This is a genomic window from Pseudoxanthomonas sp. USHLN014, from assembly GCF_037153335.1.
In the GTDB taxonomy this organism is placed as follows: domain Bacteria; phylum Pseudomonadota; class Gammaproteobacteria; order Xanthomonadales; family Xanthomonadaceae; genus Pseudoxanthomonas_A; species Pseudoxanthomonas_A winnipegensis.
The window spans coordinates 166,041-187,249 of sequence record NZ_JBBCKO010000007.1 but is presented as its reverse complement, the minus strand read 5'-3'; the positions used below and the strand labels follow the sequence as shown (position 1 = coordinate 187,249).

The window sequence follows — 21,209 nt, the reverse complement described above, 5'->3', positions numbered from 1 at the left end:
TTGATTGCGCGTGAAAACAAAAACGCCGGCAATGCCGGCGTTTTTGTTTGTGCGAGGACGGCCGGATTATTTCTTGCCAGACTTGATCAGGAAATCCTCGACCTTCTTGCCGCTGGCGACCAGCGCGGCCAGCCAGCGCGGCTGCTTGCCGCGGCCGGTCCAGGTTTCCTTGCTGTTGGCCGGGTTCCGGTATTTCGGCGCGACCTTGCCCAGCTTGCGGCCGGCGGTCGGGGATTTCTTGGCGGCCTTGCCGCGGGTCGGCGCGGCGCTGCCGCCGCCGAACAGTTCCTCGATCGAGTAACCCTCGGCCTTGGCGAACTTCAGGATGCGGGCACGGACCTTGGTGATGGGCGTGCGCTTGGAGATCACGGTCTGGCGTTTCTGGGCCTGGGTAATCAGCGAGGCCAGTTCTTTGGCCGACAGGCCGGACAGATCAATCGACATCGAATAACTCCGGAAAGGGAAGGGATAACCATGCCCATCCTTGGCGAAAGCGGACCGATCCTAATCCAATCGGGTTATCGATGACAAATGTTTTTTATTATTCGCCAATATGACAAAGCCGGCATGCGCCGGCTTTTTCGATTCCATGGCGGGAGATTCCCGCGCCGATCAGCCCGCGCGCAGGCGCTCGAACAGGGCGGCCTTGTCCAGGTTCTCGGCCGCCTCGGCGCGGCGCGCGCGGTACTCGAAGGTGCCGGCGGCCACGCCGCGTTCGGACACCACCACCCGATGCGGAATGCCGATCAGCTCGATGTCGGCGAACATCGCGCCCGGGCGCAGGCCGCGGTCGTCGAGCACCGCATCCAGGCCGGCCGCCTGCAGCTCGCCCAGCAGCGATTGCGCCGCCTCGGTCACCGCGGCATCGCCCTTCGGGTTGATCATGCACACGGCCACCTGCCACGGCGCCATCGCGCTCGGCCAGATGATGCCGTTGGCGTCGTGGTTCTGCTCGATCGCCGCGGCCACGATGCGCGAGACGCCGATGCCGTAGCAGCCCATCGACATCACCGCGGCCTTGCCGGTCTCGTCCAGCACAGTGGCCCCCAGGGCCTGGGCGTACTGCCTGCCGAGCTGGAAGATGTGGCCGACCTCGATGCCGCGCGCGAGCTTGATCTGGCCGCCGTCGGCGGCCAGGTCGCCTTCGACCACGTTGCGGATGTCGGCCACCGCATCGGGCTCGGGCAGGTCGCGGCCCCAGTTGACCCCGGCGATGTGGAAGCCGGCCTCGTTGGCGCCGACGACGAAGTCGGCCAGCGCGGCGACCTCGCGGTCGGCGATCACGCGGATGGCCTTGGCCGGCTTTACGGGTCCGAGGAAGCCGGGCTGGCTGCCGAGGTGCTCCAGGATCTCGGCCTCGGTGGCCATGCGGTAGCCGGCCATGCCGGCGACCTTGCCCAGCTTGATCTCGTTGACCTCGTGGTCGCCGCGCACCAGCACCAGCACGAAGCCGTCCTCGCTCATGGTGGCGATCGACTTGACCGTGCGCTGCAGCGCGATGCCCAGCAGCGCAGCCACGTCCTCGCAGGTCTTCTGCGTGGGCGTCTCGACGCGGCGCAGGGCTTCGCCGGGCGCCGGGCGCGGCGCGGGCTCGGCCGCGATGGCGGCCTCGACGTTGGCCGCGTAATCCGAGGCGGTGGAGAAGGCCAGCGCGTCCTCGCCCGAGCCGGCCAGCACGTGGAATTCCTGCGAGGCATCGCCGCCGATGGCGCCGGAGTCGGCCAGCACCGCGCGGAACTCCAGCCCCAGCCGGGTGAAGATGCGCGTATAGGCCGCATGCATGTTGCGGTACTCGCGCACCAGATCATCGGCGTGCAGATGGAACGAGTACGCATCCTTCATCAGGAACTCGCGCGAGCGCATCACGCCGAAGCGCGGCCGGATCTCGTCGCGGAACTTGGTCTGGATCTGGTAGAAGTTCACCGGCAGCTGCTTGTAGCTGGACAGCTCGTTGCGCGCGAAGTCGGTGATCACTTCCTCGGCGGTGGGCGCGTAGCAGAACTCCTGCTCCTTGCGGTCCTTGATCTTCAGCAGCTGCGGGCCGAACTTGGCCCAGCGCCCGGACTCCTCCCACAGCTCGCGCGGCTGGATGGTCGGCATCAGCAGCTCGATCGCGCCGGCGCGGTTCATTTCCTCGCGCACGATCGCCTCGACCTTGCGCAGCACGCGCAGGCCCAGCGGCGACCAGGTGTACAGGCCCGAGGCCAGCTTGCGGATCATGCCGGCGCGCAGCATCAGCTGGTGGCTGACCAGCTCGGCGTCGTTGGGGGTTTCCTTGGTGGTGCGGAGGTGGAACTGCGACAGGCGCATTGTGGAGGTATCGCTGGCGGAAAGCCGCCATTTTGCCAGCTGCGCGCCACGCGCGCCGGTCGGCTGGGCGCGACCGGCCCGGGATGGAGGACAGGCCCTAGCGGGCGCTATCGCGTTCCAGCGGGATGCGCTCGTAGGCGGTGCCGGCCGGGGGCGGGCGATCGGTGATGTGCAGCACGCCGTCGGCGTCGTGCCAACGGTACAGCGAAGGCCGCGGCTCGCCCTGCGCCTGCGCGGCCTTGGTGACGTGACGCGCCGGGTGGCCGAACCACCAGGCCAGGCCGCCGCCGAGCAGCAGCAGCGCCAGGACCGCCCAGACGACCCGCATCGTCGCTCAGGCGCCCGGCGGGCGGGTGCTGCCCTCGGCCTTGGCGGCGCTCGGCGTGCAGTAGGCCTTGACCGCCGCCTCGGCCAGCTCGCGCTGGCTGGCGCGCTCGCTGTCGGTCAGCAGCGCGCCCGGCTTGCCGTCGGCGCCGGCCTGGCGCACCGGGGCGTTGTTGGACAGGATGCGCTGGTTCAGGCGCGCGGTCGTGCACTGCGCGTTCTCGGCCGGGGCCTCCTTGGCGCTGGCCGTGGCCTCGCCGCGCGCCATCGCGTCGGCCGGGTTGATCTGCCTGCCCTGCAGATTGCTCTTGGGCGGCGGCACGTCGGAGTAGTGGGTCACGCCCTGGGCGTCCTTCCACTGGTACATGCTCTGGGCGTTGGCCAGCGGCGCCGCCAGCAGGGCCGACAGGATCAGGCAGGTGGACAGGCGCATGGCAGGCTCCGGGATGGCACAGCGGGCGGAATGGCGGCGATTGCAGCACCCCGGGCCCGCACTGGCAAGCGCCGGCATGACGGCGTGAGGGCCGCCGGCAACGCTAAACTGTGGGAATGGACCCGCTTCCCCAGCCCACCCGTGCGCGCGGCATGTATCTGCTGCCGAACCTGTTCACCACCGCCGGGCTGTTTTCCGGCTTCTACGCGATCATCGCCGCGTCCAATGGCGAATTCGTGTCCGCCGCGATCGCGGTCTTCGTCGCCGCGCTGATGGACGGCGTCGACGGCCGCGTGGCCCGCCTGACCGGCACCAGCAGCGAGTTCGGCGTGCAGTACGACTCGCTGGCCGATCTGGTCAGCTTCGGCATGGCCCCGGCCCTGGTGATGTACCACTGGTCGCTGTCGGCGCTGAAGCTGGACGGGGAGATCATCGGCCGGGTCGGCTGGGCGGTGGCCTTCCTCTACGCGGCCTGCGCGGCGCTGCGCCTGGCGCGGTTCAACACCCAGGTCGGCACGGTGGACAAGCGCTGGTTCGTCGGCCTGGCCAGCCCGGCGGCGGCCGGGCTGATGATGTCCTTCGTCTGGGCCTTCGCCGACGGCAAGCTGGAGTGGACCGGCGAGCAGCTGCGCTATGTCGCGCTGGGCGTGACCATCGTGGCGGCGCTACTGATGGTCAGCCGTATCCGCTTCTGGAGCTTCAAGGGCAGCGGCAAGGGCGGCGCCAAGGCCGACCGCATCCCGTTCCTGCTGGTGGTGCTGGTGCCGGTGGTGATCGCGGTGCTGGTGATCGACCTGCCGCGCACGCTGTGCGTGATCGGCGTGCTGTACGCGCTGTCCGGCCCGGTGATGTGGGCCCTGCAGCGCCGGGGGCGCCGGGAGCCGGCGGCGTGAGCGAAGCCGGCAGCCCGCTGTGGACCGGCGAGCAGCACGCCTGGCTGCGCGCGCTCGGCCACACCGTGTGGGTGCCGGGCCAGCTGGCTGCGGCGGAAGCGCCCGCCTTGGACGCGCCGGCCTTGGACGCGCCGGCCGCGCCCGTGCGCCGGCCGCCCGCGCCGCCGGCGCAGCCCGCGCGCGAGGCGGCTCCGCCGCCTGCGCCCTCCGCGCCGCCGCGCCGTCCACCGCCTGCCGCAGCCACCGACAGCGCGCCGGTCGCGCCGCGCCGTGCGCCGCCGCGCGGCTCGCTGCTGCCGGATCGCCTGCGGATCGAGCTGCTGCGCGCCTCCGGCCTGAACCCCAACACGCCCGAGGCCGCGGCGATCATGGCTGCCTGGCCCGACAGCGCGAGCCTGCGCGGCAACGCGGCGGCCAAGCGCGCGCTGTGGCCGCAGCTGCGCGCGCTGCGCCGCAAGCGCCTGCCATGAGCGCGGTCCAGTCCGACGCCGGCGGTGCCGCGAGCCTGCGGCCGATGCGCGAGGCGGACCTGGACGCGGTGATGGCGATCGAGCAGCGCGCCTATCCCTTTCCATGGACACGCGGCATCTTCCGCGACTGTCTGCTGGCCGGCTATCCGGCCTGGCTGCTGGTCGAACACGGGCTGACGATCGGCTACGGCGTGATCAGCCTGGCTGCCGACGAGGCGCACATCCTCAACGTCTGCGTGGCGCCCGAGCGCCAGGGCCGCGGCCTGGGCCGCCAGCTGCTGCGCGCGCTGGTGCAGGGCGCGCGCGAGCGCCGCGCCGAGCGGGTGTTCCTCGAGGTGCGCCCGTCCAATCCGCATGCCATCGCGCTGTACCACAGCGAAGGCTTCAACGAGATCGGCCGCCGCCCGCGCTACTACCCGGCCAAGGACGGGCGCGAGGACGCCATCGTCATGGCGATCGAACTGATCGACGGCGAGATCGACCGCATGCCGCCGCTGTAGGGCGCTGCCGTGTGCCGCGCGGCTGATCGAAAGCAGAAATACTTCGTGGGAGCCGCCATGGCGGCGAGGCTCTACCGGTAAAGCCCCATCGCCGCCATTGGCCAAAAAGGCCACAAGGGCGGCCCCGCCTGTAGAGCGGAGCTTGCTCCGCTGCGTTCCGGCCGGATCGTCGGGAAGCCTCAGCGGAGCCCCCAAGAGGGGATTGCCACAAGCTCCGCTCTACAAGGCGGCTGCGACTCGATCTGAGAGACCGTTGCTCCCACAAAATCCTTGACGCCATGCCGGCTTGCTCAAGCCAGCCGCAGCACCGCCACACCCAGGGCGATCACCCCCGCAGCGAGCAAACGAGCCCGCGGTGGCCGCTCCTTGAGCAGCAGCACCGAGATGCCCAGGCCGAACACGATCGCGCTTTCACGCAGGGCCGCCACCAGCGCGACCGGCGCGCGGGTCATCGCCCACAGCGCCAGGCTGTAGGACAGCAGCGTGCCCACCCCGCCCGCCAGGCCGTGCGCGGCGTTGCCGCGCAGGTAGGCGAGAAAGGCTGCGCGCCGCGCCAGCAGCGCCCAGGCCAGCAGCGGCAGGGCGGTCAGCGCGAACAGCCACAGCGTATAGCTCAGGGGATGGCCGGAACGCCGCGCGCCGGCGGCATCCAGCAGGGTGTAGCCGGCGATCACCGCGGCATTGAGCAGGGGCAGGGCCGCATGGCGCAGGCGACCACTGCCCAGCGCCATCGCCAGCACGCCGGCGCACACCACGGCGATGCCCAGCCAGGCGAGCGGTGCGAGGTGTTCGCCCAGCCACAGCACGCCGACGACGGCCACCAGCAGCGGCGCGGCGCCACGCATCAGCGGATAGGCCTGGCTCATGTCGGCCACGTGGTAGCAGCGCGCCACCAGGGCGAAGTACAGCGCCTGCAGCAGGGGCGAGACCACCAGGAACGGCCAGCTCGCTGAGGCCGGTGCGGGCAGAAAGGGCAGGGCGCAGGCCGCGATCAGTGCGGCGAAGCTGGACACCAGCACGGTGGTCAGCAGCTTGTCGGGCGCGCCTTTGACGAGCGCGTTCCAGCTCGCGTGCATCAGCGCGGCGAACAGCACCAGGCAGAAGACGCTAAGCGGCATGGGCAGGCATGAAGCGGAGATGGGAGTGAGGCTGGGTGAGGTGAGGCTGGGTGGGAGCCGGCATGCCGGCGATGAGGCTTTACCGGGAAAGCCCTATCGCCGGCATGCCGGCTCCCACCAAGCTACCACCAGCCTCATTTCGAGCTATCAGCAGGCTCACCTCGAGCGATCAGCAGCCTTGCATCAAGCAATCAGCAGGCCCGTATCAAGCAGCTAGCGGGCTCACCTCAAGCAGCTAGCAGGCCCGCTTCAAGCGATCGGCAGGCTCGCATCCGGCTTCTACAAGGCGCCGCCGCAGGATCACAGCTTGGCGCGCTGCTCCCGCAGGGCGGTCAGCTGCGCGGTCCAGTCGGCCAGGCGCACGCGCTCCTGTTCGACCACCGCCGCCGGCACCTTGTCGCTGAACTTGGCCAGCTTGGCCTCGCTCTTCTCGCGCTCGCCGGCGACCCGGGCGATCTCCTTGTCCAGGCGCGCGCGCTCGGCGTCCAGATCGACCAGGCCTTCCAGCGGCACCAGCAGGCGCAGCTCGCCCACCACCGCGGCGGCCGAGGCCGGCGCGTCGGCGCCGTCCAGCCAGTCGATCGACTCGAGCTTGAGCAGGAAGCGCAGCTGCGAGTCGAAGCGCGCCACGCGCGCACGGTCCTGCGCGTCGCCGACCTGCAGCAGCAGGCGCACGCTCTTGCCCGGGGCGACCTGCAGTTCGCTGCGCACCCGGCGCAGGGCGCTGATGGTCCGCTTAAGCCATTCCACGTCGTCCTCAATCTGATCGTAATCATCAGAAAAGTACTGAGTGACATCAAACATCGTGGGATAGCGTGCGAGAGAAACGCTTTTTCCAGCCACGCCCACGCGCGGGGCGACCTGCTGCCACAGTTCCTCGGTGACGAACGGCGTCAGCGGATGCAGCAGGCGCAGCAGCTGCTCCAGCACAAACAGCAGGGTATGGCGGGTGCTGTCGGCGGCGGCCGCGTCGGCCAGCGCGGGCTTGGCCAGCTCGACGAACCAGTCGCAGAACTGGTTCCAGGCGAACTCGTACAGGCACTGCGCCAGCAGGTCGAAGCGGTAGCTGGCGAAGTGCTCGGCGGCCTCGCCGGACACGCGCGCCAGGCCGGCCAGGATCCACTTTTCCGCGTCGGTGACCGGCTGCGGGGCGCCGGCGAACTGCGCGCCCTCGGTGTTCATCAGCACGAAGCGCGTGGCGTTCCACAGCTTGTTGCAGAAGTTCTTGTAGCCCTCGGCGCGGCCCAGGTCGAACTTGATGTCGCGCCCGTGCGTGGCCAGCGCGGCGATGGTGAAGCGCAGCGCGTCGGCGCCGTGGGCGGCGATGCCGTCGGGGAACTCCTTGCGCGTGGCCTTCTCGATCTTCTCGGCCAGGCGCGGCTGCATCAGCCCGCTGGTGCGCTTGGCGACCAGATCCTCCAGCGCGATGCCGTCGATGATGTCCAGCGGGTCGAGCACGTTGCCCTTGGACTTGGACATCTTCTGGCCCTGCGCGTCGCGGATCAGGCCGGTCATGTAGACATCGCGGAACGGGATCTTGCCGGTGAAGCTGTCGGTGGCCATGACCATGCGCGCCACCCAGAAGAAGATGATGTCGAAGCCTGTGACCAGTACATCCGAGGGCAGGTAGCGATCGAAGCCGCGCTGCTCCATCGTCTGCTCTTGCGGCCAGCCCAGCGTGGAGAACGGCCACAGCTGCGAGGAGAACCAGGTCTCCAGCACGTCGCTGTCCTGGGTCAGCACCACGTCGTCGCCCAGGCCGTGCTCGGCGCGCACCTGCGCCTCGTCGCGGCCCACGTAGTACTTGCCGGACGCGTCGAACCACGCCGGGATGCGATGGCCCCACCACAGCTGGCGGCTGATGCACCAGTCCTGGATGTTCTCCATCCAGTGGCGGTAGGTGTTGATCCAGTTCGGCGGGACGAAGCGGATCTGGCCGGATTCGACCAGCTCCAGGCCGCGCTTGGCGAGCCCGTCCATCTTCACGAACCACTGGTCGGTCAGGTAGGGCTCGATCACCTGGCCGGTGCGGTCGCCGCGCGGCACCTGCAGCTTGTGCGGCTTGGTCTCCACCAGCAGGCCGAGCGCCTCCAGGTCGGCCAGCACCGCCTTGCGCGCGGCATAGCGGTCCAGGCCCTGGTACTTGTGCGGCGCGTTCTCGTTGAGCGCGGCGGTGGGCGTGAACAGGTTGATCATCGGCAGCTCGTGGCGCACGCCGACCTGGTAGTCGTTGAAGTCGTGCGCCGGGGTCACCTTGACCACGCCGGTGCCGAAATCGCGGTCCACATAGTCGTCGCCGATCACCGGGATGGTGCGCTGGCTCAGCGGCAGCGCCACCGCCTTGCTGATCAGCCCGGCGTAGCGCGGATCCTCCGGATGGATCATCACCGCCGTGTCGCCGAGCATGGTCTCCGGGCGCGTGGTGGCCACCACCAGGTAGTCGCGGAACTCGCGCAGGGTCTCCTGGCCGTCGGCGTCCACTTCGACGTGCTCATAGGTGGCGCCATCGGCCAGCGGATAGCGGATCGACCACAAAAAGCCGTCTTCCTCGACGTTCTCCACCTCCAGGTCGGAGATCGCCGTCTTCAGCACCGGGTCCCAGTTGACCAGGCGCTGGCCGCGGTAGATCAGGCCCTGCTCGTACCAGCGCACGAAGGCCTCGGTCACCGCCGCCGAGGGCTGCGGGTCCATGGTGAAGGTGCTGCGTGACCAGTCGGCCGAGGTGCCGAGCCGGCGCATCTGGCGCTCGATGGTGTCGCCGGACTGCTGCTTCCATTCCCAGACCTTGGCGATGAAGCCCTCGCGGCCCAGCGAATCGCGCGTTTCGCCCTTGCCCTCCAGCGCCAGGTTGCGGCTGACCACCATCTCGGTGGCGATGCCGGCGTGGTCGGTGCCCACCTGCCACAGCGCATCGAAGCCACGCATGCGGTGGTAGCGCATCAGCGCATCCATCAGCGTCTGCTGGAACGCGTGGCCCATGTGCAGCGTGCCGGTGACGTTGGGCGGCGGCAGCAGGATGGTGTACGGCGTGCCGGTGCCGGAGGGCTTGAACGCGCCGTCGGCTTCCCACTGCGCGTACAGGCGCGCTTCGAAGGCTTTCGGGTCGTAGCTGGAGGCGAGGGTGGTCATAGGCGGGACATCGGCAATCGGGAATGGGGAATCGACAAGGCGGGGGGCAGCGTCGGCCGCGATCGGTGAAGCGGGATCAGGATCCCCGATGCTCCATCCCGACTCCGGGCTTCATCACATATCGTGCTTGTTGAGTGCGAACCCGCGCGCCTGGTACTGGCGCCAGCGTTCGCGCAGCGGTTCGCGCGCGGCCGGGTCGGCCGGGACGACCTCCAGCACGCGCTCGCAGGCGCCGGCATAGGCGGCGTCGCGCAGGTTGATCACCAGCGGGCGCGGCGCGGCGTCTAGCTCCGGCGCGGCGATTAGCACCGGGGTGATGTCGTCGTCCTCGTCGGTGCCGGCGATCTGGTGCGGCACGTAGGCATCGTCCTCGAAGGCCCACAGCAGCTCGTCCAGCTCCTCGGCCTGGGCGGCATCGCGCGCCAGGATCAGCGTGGGCTGGTTGGAAGCGTAGGCCCGCTTGGCCAGTTCGCAGACCAGGTTCAGCGGCGCCTCGAGGAAACGCGGCTTGGCGATCAGGTAGAAGTCGGCGCGCATGGGGGCTGGGAGTGGGGAGTGGGGAATCGGCAATCGAAGGAGCGGTGCGCGGCAAGGTGGCCGCGCATCGGCGACGGATCGGGACTCGGGCGTCTCACCATTCCCGATTCCCGTTTCTCAATTCCCGGCCGTGCCAAAGGCGCGGTCCAGCAGCCACTGCGCAAGCAGGTTCACCGGGCGGCCGGTGGCCATGCCGCGCTTGCCCTCGTCGTTGGCCACGCCGGCGATGTCCAGGTGCGCCCAGCGCTGGCCCTCGGTGAAGCGCGCCAGGAAGCAGCCGGCGGTGATCGCGCCGCCCCAGCGGCCGCCGATGTTGTAGACGTCGGCGAAGGTGGACTCGAGCTGGGACTGGTACTCGTCCCACAGCGGCAGGCGCCAGGCGCGGTCGTAGACGTGCTCGCCGGCGCTGAGCAGTTCCTCGCTCAGGTCGTCGTGCTTGCTCATCAGGCCGGCGGCATGGCGCCCCAGCGCGACCATGCAGGCGCCGGTGAGCGTGGCCACGTCGACCAGGGCCTCGGGCTTGAAGCGCTCGGCGTAGGTCAGCGCGTCGCACAGGATCAGGCGGCCTTCGGCGTCGGTGTTGCCGACCTCGATGGTGCGCCCGGACATGGAGGTGATGACGTCCGAGGGACGATAGGCGTTGCCGTCGATGGCGTTCTCCACCGCCGGCACCACCACCACCAGGTTCAGCGGCAGCTTCAGGCCGACCGCCGCCACGAACGTGCCCAGCACCGTGGCGCCGCCGCACATGTCGTACTTCATCTCCTCGATGCCGCCCTGGGTCTTCAGGTTGACGCCGCCGGTGTCGAAGGTGATGCCCTTGCCGACCAGCACGTAGGGCTTGGCCGACGCATCGTCCGCGCCGTTCCACTTGAGCACGATCAGGCGCGGGCGGTTGGCCGAGCCGCGGGCCACGGCCAGCAGCGAACCCATGCCCAGGGCCTCCATCGCCGCGTCGTCCAGGATCTCGGCCTGGGCGCCCTCATGCTGGGCGGCGAAGTCCTGCGCCTGCTGGGCCAGGTAGGCCGGGGTGCAGACGTTCGGCGGCAGGTTGCCCAGCTCGCGGGTGAACTTCACGCCGTTGGCGATGGCGATGCCCTGGGCCAGCGCGGCGGCGTCGCTGCCGAGGAAGGCGACCTGGGCCAGCGCCTGCGGGTCGGGCTTCTTCTTGCCCAGCGTGGCGGTGTAGCGGTAGGTGGCGTGCTCGGTGGCGGCCACGGCCTGGCGGATCGCCCAGGCGGCGTCGCGGCCGGGGACCTCCAGCTCGGTCAGGGTCACCAGGGCCGAGGCGGACGGGCCGTCCTTGAGCGCGCGGGCGGCCTCGGTCAGCGCCTTCAGGTAGGTCGGCACGTTGAACTTGGCCGGCTCGTCCAGGCCGACCAGCAGCACGCGCGGGGCCTTCACGCCGGGCAGGTCGTAGAGAGCGGTGATCTTGCCGCTGCGGCCCGGGGCGTCGCCGCGCTGGGCCAGCGCGGCCAGGCGGCCCTGGCTGGCGGCGTCGATGGCGGCCGCCGACGGGCTCAGGGTCTTGTCCGCATAGACGCCCACGACCACGCAATCCACTGCGGCGGTGGTGGGCGTGTCGTGGTTCAGGGTGAATTCCAGGGCCATTGCGCAATTTCCGTCGAGTCGGTTTCACCAGCAGTTACGTACAATCGCCGGCCGCCGCGATGCTGGATGCCCCGGCGCCGACTCGGTCCGCGCGTGCGCGCACCGGCATTCGAACCTGCAATTGTAAGGCAACCCCATCCGATGCCGAAGCTGGACCGCTACCTGTTCTCCGAGTTCACCCAGAGCTTCCTGGCCGCGCTGATGGTGCTGCTGATCGTGAGCATGGGCGGCCTGCTGGTCGACGTGCTGGGCGATGTGGCCAACGGCAAGCTGCCGGCCGGGCTGCTGCTGTCCCAGCTGGGGCTGGCCACGGTGCAGTTCCTGCCCCTGATCCTGTCCCTGGCGCTGATGCTGGGCCTGATGCTGGCCATCGCCCGCCTGTACCGCGACTCGGAAATGGCGGTGCTGACCTCGATCGGCGTGGGCCCGCGGCGCCTGCTGCGCCCGCTGCTGCTGCTGGTGGTGCCGATCGTGGCGATCGTGGCCACGGTCTCGCTGTGGGCCGGCCCGCTGTCGCTGCGCACCAGCCAGGCGATGATCGACAACGCCAACCGCTCGCTGATCCTGGCCGGGCTGGAGCCGGGCCAGTTCACCGTGCTCAGCAACGGCGGGGTGGTCTACGTCAACGGCATGTCCAGCGACGGCACGCGCCTGTCCAAGGTGTTCATGCAGCGCCAGCAGGGCGACCGGCTGGACGTGGTCACCGCCAAGACCGGGCACATGTACTTCGAGGGAGAGACCTCGCGCTTTTTGAAGCTGGAGGACGGCTACCGCGTGGAAGGCCCGGCCGGCGACGGCAAGGACTACCGCATGATGCGCTATGCCAGCAACGAGGTCGCCCTGCCCGACGGCAGCGACAAGAAGACCCAGGACGATCCCGAGCTGCTGCCGACCAGCCAGCTGCTCGGCGATGCCCGGCCGGAGGCCAACGCCCAGCTGCAGACCCGCATCACCCCGCCGCTGCTGTGCCTGGCCTTCGCCCTGCTGACCCTGCCGCTGGCGCGCAGCGCGCCGCGCCAGTCGCGCTACGGGCGGGTGATGCTGGGCTTCCTCGGCTACCTGGTGGCCTTCCTGATGATGATCAACGGCAGCCAGTGGCTGGCCAACGGCAAGCTGCCCGGCGCGCTGGGCCTGTGGTGGCTGAGCCTGCCGCTGCTGGCGCTGGGCGTCTGGGCCTATCTGCGTGACGGCCGGCTCTCCCGCCCGAAGGGAGCGCGCGCATGAGGTTCACCCCGCGCATCCACGACCTGTACGTGGGCAAGGTGGTGCTGGGCACCGTGCTGCTGGTCTGGGCGGTGCTGCTCGGCCTGGATGTGACCAACGGCATCTCCGGCCAGCTGCGCGACGTCGGGCGCGGCAACTTCACCTTCACCCACGCGATCGTGTTCACCCTGTACACGGTGCCGCGCCGGGCCTACACGCTGTTCCCGACCGCCGCGGTGATCGGCGCGCTGATGGGCCTGGGCCAACTGGCCGCCAGCTCCGAGCTGACCGCGCTGCGCGCGCTGGGCCTGTCGCGGCGCCGGCTGAGTCTGTCGGTGGCCGTGACCCTGGCGATCCTTACCGCCGGCATGGTGCTGTGCATGGAGACCGCCGGCGCCTGGGGCCAGACCCAGGCCGACAACCTCAAGGCGGCGGCCAAGTTCGGCAACGTGGCGCGCGGCATGTACGCCGGGCTGTGGGCGCGCGAGGGCGATACCTTCCTCAACGCCCAGTCCGGCGATCTGGTGGCCGGCGCCGACGGCAATTCGCAGCTGCAGCTGCAGGACGTGCGCCTGTATCAGCTCGACGCCGACGGCCGCCTGGCCTCGATCACCCACGCGGCCAACGCGGTGCACGTCACCGACAGCTGGCTGCTGAGGAACGTCACTCGCACCACGTTCGCGCCGCGCTCGGTGCAGCAGGAGAAGCTGCCGCAGGAGAACTGGCCCTCCAAGCTCGATCCGGCCGCGCTGGCGGCCACGCTGGGGCAGCCGCGCTACATGTCCGCCGCCGACCTGTCGCGCAGCATCGACTACCGCACCCGCAACAGCCTGGATGCGCGCGACTACGAAGAGGTCTACTGGGGGCGCTGGTTCTATCCGATCAACGTGCTGGCACTGTGCCTGGCGGCGATCCCGTTCGCGTTCGGCAGCCTGCGCAGCGGCGGCATGGGCAAGCGCCTGTTCCTGGGCATCATGTTCGCGCTGGCGTTCTGGCTGCTGCAGCTGCTGTTCGGCCGCATGGGCACGGCGCTGCGCCTGGATTATCGCCTGGCCTACACCGCCACGCCGGTGCTGATGCTGGTGATCTCGTACTGGCTGTTCAAGCGCAGAAGCAGCTAGACGGCAGGAGTGAGCGAAGGCGGCGCGCCGCGCCTTCCTCGCGCTTGCTCACTCCTCACTCCTCGCTTCACCGCTCACTCCTCGCCTCACCAGCCGCGTGCCGCTGGCGCGGTCATGCCAGGTCAGGCGCTCGCGGTCGATCCAGGCCCACCAGAAGCCCAGGCCGCCGCACAGCAGCGACAGGGTGCCCACGCCGTAGCGCAGCCACAGCGCGCCCCAGGACGGACGCGCGGTGGAGGCGCCGGCCACCGCGATCTTCCACGGGCGCATGCCCAGGGTCTGGCCGCCGCGGCGCCAGCTCAGCGTGGCGTACAGACCGGTCACCAGCCAGCAGCACAGCCACAGCAGCCACTGCAGGGCGCTGAACGGGGCGATGTTCTGCCGTGCGGCGTGGTGGCCCAGATAGGTGTAGCCGGCGGTGAAGGCCGCGGATACCGCGAACCACAGCGCCAGCGCCGGCCAGGCGTCGTAGAACAGCGCCAGCAGCCGCCGGCCGACGTAGGCGCGGCGGGGCGCAGGCAGGGCGAGCGGGGCGGCGTCGGGTTCGGCGGACATGGCCGTCAGCATAGAGCGCGCCCGGGCCGGCGCGCACCGCCGTGTCCCTTGGCGGCGGGTCCGCCGCCTCGATGGCAGGCGCTACCCTTGCCGGCATGAGTACCCCCGCCGAACGCCGCCAGCGCGTGGCCGAGCTGCCGCCCTGCGGCGATGCCGACCAGCGCCATATCGACCGTTTCCTCGACGCCATCTGGGCCGAAGGCGGCCTGGCCCGCGCCACCCTGGACAGCTACCGGCGCGATCTGCAGGGCTTCGCCCGCTGGGGGAGCTGGCGCGCTGGCGAGCCACCGGCTCGCGCGCCAGCGAGCGCCCCGCCGGGGATGGCCGCCACGGACAACGTGCTGGCGAGTGCCGATCGTGCCCTGATCTTCGACTATCTGGCCTGGCGCACGCGCCAGGGCTATTCGCCGCGCAGCAACGCGCGCCTGCTCTCGTGCCTGCGGGCCTTCTACGGCCAGCTGGTGCGCCGCGGCGAACGCGCGGACGACCCGACCGCGCTGCTCGATCCGCCCAAGCTGCCGCGCGCGCTGCCCAAGGCGCTGTCGGAGAGCCAGATCGACGCGCTGCTGGCCGCGCCCGACGTGGACACCCCGCTGGGCCTGCGCGATCGCGCGATGCTGGAGCTAATGTACGCCTGCGGCCTGCGCGTGAGCGAGCTGGTCGGCCTGGCCGACGCCGGCGTCAACCTGCGCCAGGGCGCGCTGCGCGTGCTGGGCAAGGGCAGCAAGGAGCGGATGGTGCCGCTGGGCGAGGAATCCCAGCACTGGCTGCAGCGCTATCTCGACGGCGCGCGCGCGCAGCTGGCGGGCAAGCGCGGCGCGGCGCGGGGCGACGGCCGCACGCCGTTGTTCATCGACGCGGCCGGCCAGCCGCTGAGCCGGCAGGCGTTCTGGGGGCTGGTGAAGCGCTACGCGGTCCTGGCCGGGATCGACGCCGCCAAGGTCAGCCCGCACGGCCTGCGCCACAGCTTCGCCACCCACCTGCTCAACCGCGGCGCCGACCTGCGCTCGCTGCAGCTGATGCTGGGCCACAGCTCGCTGTCCACCACCCAGATCTACACCCTGGTCGCCCGCCAGCATCTGCAGCAGCTGCACGCGAAGCATCATCCGAGGGGGTGAGCGCCAAGCTAGGGCTCGCTCGGCCGGGGGGCGTCATCGCGCGCCCCAACTGCGCCATTCAGGGTCGCATGGCGCAGCCGGCGCCATCGGCGCGCTGCTGTGGGAGCAACTGTCTCCTCAACGCTAGCGGCCGCCCGTTTGTAGAGCGGAGCTCGCTCCGCTGGGGCCTTCCCCACGAACCGAACGAAGAGCAGCGGAGCAAGCTCCGCTCTACAGGTGGGAGCCGCCCTTGTGGCCTCTTCAGCCAATGGCGGCGATGAGGCCTTCCCGGGAAAGCCTCTCGCCGGCATGCCGGCTCCCACCGAGCACAGCGGGGCATGCCGCTCCTGGGGCGGAGCGTCGCTGGCCAAGCCCTTCAGCCGGCCTGTGCGAGAATCCGGTCCGATGCCCCGCCTGGCGGGGCCCCGCGCCGAGCGCCGCCCGCGGCCGCCGGCCCCGAACCAGGAAGTCCCACGATGCGCCGTCTTGTCCCCCTCGTCCTGCTGACCGGCCTGAGCCTGACCGCCTGCGCCAAGTCGCCGCAGTCCGCCGCCGATACCGCCAAGCCCGCCACCGCCACCGCTGCGGCCGCGCCGGCCGGCAACGACCAGGTCGAAGCCCGGGTCCGCGCCGCGCTCAAGCAGCTCAATCCCCAGGTCGACGTGGACTACATCGGCAAGGCCCCGCTGCCGGGCTTCCGCGAGGTGATCGCCGCCGGCCAGCTGGTCTACATCAGCGACGACGGCAAGTACCTGGTCCAGGGCAACGTGATCGACGTGGCCCAGCGCAAGGACCTGATGCAGGGCAGCGACGCGCTGGCCCAGTACCGCCAGAACCTGCTCAAGTCGGTCAAGCAGGCCGACCGCATCGTGTTCGCGCCGGCCAATCCCAAGTACACCGTCAGTGTGTTCACCGACATCGAGTGCGGCTACTGCCGCAAGCTGCACAGCCAGATCGCCGACTACAACAAGCAGGGCATCGCGGTGGAATACCTGGCCTGGCCGCGCATGGGCCTGGGCAGCCAGGACCACAAGGACATGATCTCGGTCTGGTGCGCGGCCGATCGCCGCAAGGCCCTGACCGAGGCCAAGGCCAGCGGCCAGGTCACCGCGCGCGACTGCAACAACCCGGTGAACATGGAATACAACGTCGGCCAGCGCCTGGGGGTCAACGGCACCCCGGCCGTGTTCGCCCCGGACGGCAACCAGATCGGCGGCTACCTGCCGCCGGCCGAGATGCGTGCGGCGCTGGACAAGCTGGCGGCCGCCGACGCCGCCAAGGCCAAGAGCGCCGGCATGCCGTAAAGGCGTGGGAGCAACGGCCTGCTCGAATCCAGCAGCCGCCTGCCTGTAGAGCGGAGCTTGTGGCGATCCCCTCTTGGGGACTCCGCTGCTTTTCGGCCGGATCATCGGAAAGCCCCAGCGGAGCAAGCTCCGCTCTACAGGTGGGGGCGCCACGGCGGCGATGAGGCTCTTCCGGGAAAGCTTCGCGCCGCCATGGCGGCGCCCGCCGCCGGTACAATGGGCGGCCCCGCTCCACGGCTCCCACGGTTCCCGGACATGATCGTCCTCGAAGGCCAGCCGGCCTTGTCGCAGTTCCGCCGCGCGCGGCTCGAATCCCGCCTGCAGTCCGTCGCCCCCCAGGTCCGCCTCCTGGGCACCTGGCAGGTCTACTTCATCGATCCGCAGCCGGGCACCGCGCCGGACCTGGAGGCGCTGCGCCGCATCCTGCAGGCCGGCGACACGCCGGCCGCGCGCGAGGACGGGGCCACCAGCCGTCTGGTCGTGCCGCGCCTGGGCACGCGCTCGCCCTGGTCGAGCAAGGCCACCGAACTGCTGCGCGGCGCCGGCATCGCCGTGCACCGGGTCGAGCGCGGCACGCGCGTGGACCTGGCCGGCTGGCCGGACGATGCGGCCGCCCGCACGGCGCTGGACAAGCTGCTGCACGATCCGATGACCCAGTCGCTGCTGGCCGGCGTCGAGCAGGCCGGTGCGCTGTTCGAGGCGCCGCCGCGCGGCGAGCTGGCGCGTGTGCCGCTGGATGCGCTGGAAGCGGCCAACGCGCGCCTCGGCCTGGCCCTGGCGCAGGACGAGATCGACTACCTGCGCGCGCGCTACGCGGCGCTGGGGCGCGACCCGTCCGACGTCGAACTGATGATGTTCGCGCAGGCCAATTCCGAGCACTGCCGGCACAAGATCTTCAACGCCAGCTGGACCATCGACGGCCGCGCCCAGGAGCGCTCGCTGTTCAAGATGATCAAGCACACCCACCAGCAGACCCCGCAGTACACGCTGTCGGCCTACAGCGACAACGCCGCGGTGGTCGAGGGCCTGCCGGCGGCGCGCTACCGGCCCGATCCGGCCAGCGGTCAGTACCGCAGCGAGGCGGTGCTGCCCAGCGCCTTCCAGATCAAGGTCGAGACCCACAACCACCCGACCGCGATCGCGCCGTTCCCCGGCGCCTCGACCGGCGCCGGCGGCGAGATCCGCGACGAGGGCGCCACCGGGCGCGGCGGCAAGCCCAAGGCCGGCCTGACCGGCTTCAGCGTCTCGCACCTGCGCATCCCCACGCTGCCGCAGCCGTGGGAGGCCCCGCGCGCGCTCAACCCGCGCATGGCGCCGGCGCTGGAGATCATGCTCGACGGCCCGCTGGGCGGGGCGGCGTTCAACAACGAATTCGGTCGGCCCAACCTGCTGGGCTACTTCCGCAGTTTCGAGCTGCCCGAAGGCGCCGGCCTGACCCGCGCCTACGACAAGCCGATCATGCTGGCCGGCGGCCTGGGCGCGATCGACCGCTGCCAGGTCGAGAAGAAGACCCTGCAGCCGGGCGATGCGGTGATCGTGCTGGGCGGCCCGGCGATGCTGATCGGGCTGGGCGGCGGCGCGGCCAGTTCGGTCGCCTCCGGCGACAGCGCCGAGGACCTCGACTTCGCCAGCGTGCAGCGCGACAACCCGGAGATGGAGCGCCGCTGCCAGGAGGTCATCGACCGCTGCGTGGCGCTGGGCGCGGACAATCCGATCCGCTGGTTCCACGACGTCGGCGCCGGCGGCCTGTCCAACGCCATCCCCGAACTGCTGCACGACTCGGGCGTGGGCGGCATCATCGACCTGGACAAGGTGCCCAGCGACGATCCCTCGCTCTCGCCGCTGGAGCTGTGGTGCAACGAATCGCAGGAGCGCTACGTGCTGGGCGTGCCGCAGGCGCGCCTGGCCGAGTTCGCCGCGATCTGCGAGCGTGAGCGTTGTCCGTTTGCCGCGGTTGGTGTGGCGACCGCCGAGGAGCGGCTCGTTGTGGGATATGGCGTTCTCGGCGGCGGGATTCGGGATTCGGGATTCGGGATCGGCCAGACCGTCGCTTCCGCCCAATCCCCAATCCCCAATCCCCAATCCCCGCACCCGATCGACTTGCCGATGGACGTGCTCTTCGGCAAGGCACCGAAGATGCATCGCGAGACGGCGCATCCGGCGCCGGCGCGCTGGCCCGAGCTGAAGACCGAGGGGCTGGAGCTGCGCGAGGCGGGGCTGCGCGTGCTGGCGCATCCGTCGGTGGCGTCCAAGAGCTTCCTGGTCACCATCGGCGACCGCAGCGTCGGCGGGCTCACCGCGCGCGATCAGATGATCGGCCCCTGGCAGTTGCCGCTGGCCGACTGCGCGATCACGCTGGCCGGGTTCGACACCTTCGCCGGTGAGGCGATGTCCATTGGCGAACGCGCCCCTCTGGCGCTGCTGAATGCCGCCGCCTCGGCGCGCATGGCCGTGGGCGAGGCGATCACCAACCTCTGCGCCGCGCCGGTGCCGGCGCTGGAACACGTCAAGCTGTCGGCCAACTGGATGGCCGCGGCCAACCACGCCGGCGAGGACGCGCTGCTGTTCGACGCCGTGCGCGCGGTCGGCATGGAGCTGTGTCCGCAGCTGGGCCTGAGCATCCCGGTGGGCAAGGACTCGCTGTCGATGCAGGCGGTGTGGACGGCTGGGAATGGGGAATCGGGAGTCGGGAATCGGGAAGCGGCGGTCGCCGCGGTTGCCGACGCTTCTGCTTCGCCCACTCCCCATTCCCCATTCCCCATTCCCGGCGAAACGCTGAAAAGCGTTTCGCCCGTCTCCCTGGTCATCTCCGCCTTCGCGCCGGTCGACGATGCGCGCACGCAGCTCACCCCGCTGCTGTCGCGCGAGCCGGACACCGAGCTGTGGCTGATCGGGCTGGGCGGCGGCAAGCAGCGCCTGGGCGGTTCGGTGCTGGCGCAGGTGTTCGCCGGCGACGAGGCGCTGCCGGCCTTCGGCGGCGACGTGCCGGACCTGGACAACCCCGAGCTGCTGCGCAATTTCTTCGAGATGGTGCGCGAGGCGCGCGCGGCCGGGCTGCTGCTGGCCTATCACGACCGCAGCGACGGCGGTGCCTTCGCCGCGCTGTGCGAGATGGCCTTCGCCGCGCGTCTGGGCGTGGACATCGCGCTGGATGCCTGGGGCGAGGACGCCTTTCGCGCGCTGTTCAACGAGGAACTCGGCGCCATCGTGCAGATCGCCGCCGAAGACCGCGCCGCCTTCGCCGACCTGGTCGAGCGCCATGCGCTGACCGAATGCGCGCAGCGCATCGCCAAGCCCACCACCGCGCCGAGCGTGCGCGTCACCCAGGCCGGCCAGCCGCTGGCAGAGTGGCGCTGGGAGGAGCTGTTCGACGCGTGGTGGTCGGTGACCCACGCCATGCAGCGCCTGCGCGACAACCCCGAGAGCGCCGACGAGGAGCGCCACACCGCGCGCACCTTCGCCGAGCCGGGCCTGAAGCCCAAGCTGGTGTTCGATCCGGCCGAGGACGTGGCCGCGCCGTTCATCGCCACCGGGGCGCGGCCGAAGGTCGCGATCCTGCGCGAGCAGGGCGTCAACGGCCAGATCGAGATGGCCAACGCCTTCGAACGTGCCGGCTTCGACGCCTTCGACGTGCACATGAGCGATCTGATCGAGGGCCGCGTGACGCTGGAGCGCTTCACTGGCCTGGCCGCGTGCGGCGGCTTCAGCTATGGCGACGTGCTCGGCGCGGGCCGCGGCTGGGCGACCTCGATCCTGGAGCGGCCGGCACTGCGCGCGCAGTTCGCCGCATTCTTCGCGCGCGAGGCGACCTTCTCGCTGGGCGTGTGCAACGGCTGCCAGATGCTGAGCCAGCTCAAGGACATCATTCCCGGCGCCGAGCACTGGCCGCGCTTCCTGCGCAACCGCAGCGAGCAGTTCGAGGCGCGCACCGCACTGCTGGAGGTGGTGGAATCGCCGTCGGTGTTCTTCCGCGGCATGGCCGGCTCGCGCATTCCGGTGGCCGTGGCCCATGGCGAGGGCCGCGCCGAGTTCGATTCGGCGGTGGACCTGGCCGCCGCGCGCGTGTCGCTGCGCTATGTCGATGGCGATGGCCAGGTGGCCACGCGCTACCCGACCAATCCCAACGGTTCGCCTGAAGGCATCACGGGCCTCACCACCAGCGACGGCCGCGCCACCATCCTGATGCCGCATCCGGAACGCACGCCGCGCACGGTCAATCTGAGCTGGTCGCCGGCCGGCTGGGCGGACGATTCGCCGTGGCTGCGCATGTTCCGCAATGCGCGGGTGTGGTGCGGCTAGCGCCAGGTTTTCGACCCGCGCGACATTGCGCCGCACATATCGACGCCCATCGCTTGCGATGGGCGTCGTGCGTTATGTGACCTCTGTTCCTTTACGCGATATTCGTTGTCGCAATTTGCGCAGGCCATCTCGGCATGAAGTCGTTGAAATGGCTTGTTTTGCCGCGTCTTCGCATGGCGTTGCAATGCATGAACGGCACTTGACGTCAAGAAATTGACTCGCGGACTATCGATCCAGACGCATGACGCAAGTCCATGCGTTCGGTCCGCCATTAAATCCCCCGCAAGGTGGACCGTCGCCGTTCA

16 protein-coding genes and 1 pseudogene are annotated in these 21,209 nt (G+C 70.3%); 8 read left to right on the top strand and 9 right to left on the bottom strand.

Features of this window, described 5'->3' with window-relative positions:
- Positions 1-84: 84 nt before the first annotated feature.
- From WFQ05_RS14120 to WFQ05_RS14105, 4 genes and pseudogenes are all read right to left on the bottom strand, one after another.
- A pseudogene (locus tag WFQ05_RS14120) lies at positions 85-444 on the bottom strand (H-NS histone family protein); the annotation flags it as partial.
- Positions 445-612: 168 nt separating this feature from the next.
- Complete coding sequence (locus WFQ05_RS14115; RefSeq protein ID WP_337054274.1) at positions 613-2,310, bottom strand: proline--tRNA ligase; 1,698 nt, start codon at positions 2,308-2,310, stop codon at positions 613-615.
- A gap of 97 nt (positions 2,311-2,407) precedes the next feature.
- Positions 2,408-2,638: a DUF4124 domain-containing protein gene (locus tag WFQ05_RS14110; protein ID WP_306993653.1), complete on the bottom strand. Its 231-nt coding sequence runs from the start codon at positions 2,636-2,638 to the stop codon at positions 2,408-2,410.
- A 6-nt stretch (positions 2,639-2,644) separates the two neighbouring features.
- A complete protein-coding gene (locus WFQ05_RS14105; protein WP_130530627.1) occupies positions 2,645-3,067 on the bottom strand; it encodes a DUF4124 domain-containing protein in 423 nt (140 codons plus the stop codon).
- 116 nt (positions 3,068-3,183) lie between these two features.
- Between WFQ05_RS14105 and pssA the strand changes: the two genes are divergently transcribed.
- Genes pssA through rimI form a run of 3 tightly spaced genes read left to right on the top strand, consistent with a single transcriptional unit; the run spans position 3,184 to position 4,930 of the window.
- Entirely contained in the window at positions 3,184-3,960 is a 777-nt protein-coding gene (gene pssA / locus WFQ05_RS14100; protein ID WP_286576565.1) for a CDP-diacylglycerol--serine O-phosphatidyltransferase, read from the top strand.
- A complete protein-coding gene (locus WFQ05_RS14095; RefSeq protein ID WP_337054273.1) occupies positions 3,957-4,430 on the top strand; it encodes a hypothetical protein in 474 nt (157 codons plus the stop codon). Before pssA ends, WFQ05_RS14095 begins: the two co-directional genes overlap by 4 nt.
- Positions 4,427-4,930: a ribosomal protein S18-alanine N-acetyltransferase gene (rimI, locus tag WFQ05_RS14090; RefSeq protein ID WP_130515324.1), complete on the top strand. Its 504-nt coding sequence runs from the start codon at positions 4,427-4,429 to the stop codon at positions 4,928-4,930. The genes WFQ05_RS14095 and rimI overlap by 4 nt, the downstream gene beginning before the upstream one ends.
- Before the next feature lie 290 nt (positions 4,931-5,220).
- Here rimI and WFQ05_RS14085 read toward each other — a convergent pair whose 3' ends face one another.
- The 4 genes from WFQ05_RS14085 to WFQ05_RS14070 form a co-directional block, all read right to left on the bottom strand.
- Positions 5,221-6,048, bottom strand: a complete 828-nt coding sequence (locus tag WFQ05_RS14085; RefSeq protein ID WP_337054272.1) for an EamA family transporter — start codon at positions 6,046-6,048, stop codon at positions 5,221-5,223.
- Between the two features lie 300 nt (positions 6,049-6,348).
- Positions 6,349-9,177 carry a valine--tRNA ligase gene (locus WFQ05_RS14080; protein WP_337054271.1) on the bottom strand — a complete coding sequence of 943 codons (2,829 nt, stop codon included), beginning with the start codon at positions 9,175-9,177 and terminating at the stop codon, positions 6,349-6,351.
- Between the two features lie 114 nt (positions 9,178-9,291).
- Positions 9,292-9,714, bottom strand: coding sequence for a DNA polymerase III subunit chi (locus WFQ05_RS14075; RefSeq protein ID WP_130523125.1), 423 nt, complete (start codon positions 9,712-9,714; stop codon positions 9,292-9,294).
- 117 nt (positions 9,715-9,831) lie between these two features.
- Positions 9,832-11,325 carry a leucyl aminopeptidase gene (locus WFQ05_RS14070; protein ID WP_337054270.1) on the bottom strand — a complete coding sequence of 498 codons (1,494 nt, stop codon included), beginning with the start codon at positions 11,323-11,325 and terminating at the stop codon, positions 9,832-9,834.
- 141 nt (positions 11,326-11,466) lie between these two features.
- Between WFQ05_RS14070 and lptF the strand changes: the two genes are divergently transcribed.
- Together lptF and lptG are read left to right on the top strand one after the other, a co-directional pair.
- On the top strand, positions 11,467-12,549 hold the full coding sequence (gene lptF / locus WFQ05_RS14065; RefSeq protein WP_130515332.1) for an LPS export ABC transporter permease LptF: 1,083 nt from the start codon (positions 11,467-11,469) through the stop codon (positions 12,547-12,549).
- Positions 12,546-13,649, top strand: coding sequence for an LPS export ABC transporter permease LptG (lptG, locus tag WFQ05_RS14060; protein WP_130523127.1), 1,104 nt, complete (start codon positions 12,546-12,548; stop codon positions 13,647-13,649). Before lptF ends, lptG begins: the two co-directional genes overlap by 4 nt.
- A gap of 48 nt (positions 13,650-13,697) precedes the next feature.
- Here lptG and WFQ05_RS14055 read toward each other — a convergent pair whose 3' ends face one another.
- On the bottom strand, positions 13,698-14,204 hold the full coding sequence (locus tag WFQ05_RS14055) for an RDD family protein (RefSeq protein WP_130523128.1): 507 nt from the start codon (positions 14,202-14,204) through the stop codon (positions 13,698-13,700).
- Positions 14,205-14,299: 95 nt separating this feature from the next.
- On the opposite strand from WFQ05_RS14055, the gene WFQ05_RS14050 reads away from it, so the two are divergent.
- From WFQ05_RS14050 to purL, 3 genes are all read left to right on the top strand, one after another.
- Positions 14,300-15,322 (top strand): site-specific tyrosine recombinase XerD, encoded by a 1,023-nt coding sequence (locus tag WFQ05_RS14050; RefSeq protein WP_205956201.1) that lies wholly within the window; start codon positions 14,300-14,302, stop codon positions 15,320-15,322.
- A 455-nt stretch (positions 15,323-15,777) separates the two neighbouring features.
- A complete protein-coding gene (locus tag WFQ05_RS14045) occupies positions 15,778-16,605 on the top strand; it encodes a DsbC family protein (protein WP_130515340.1) in 828 nt (275 codons plus the stop codon).
- 255 nt (positions 16,606-16,860) lie between these two features.
- Complete coding sequence (gene purL / locus WFQ05_RS14040) at positions 16,861-20,904, top strand: phosphoribosylformylglycinamidine synthase (protein ID WP_337054269.1); 4,044 nt, start codon at positions 16,861-16,863, stop codon at positions 20,902-20,904.
- The last annotated feature ends 305 nt before the right edge of the window (positions 20,905-21,209 follow it).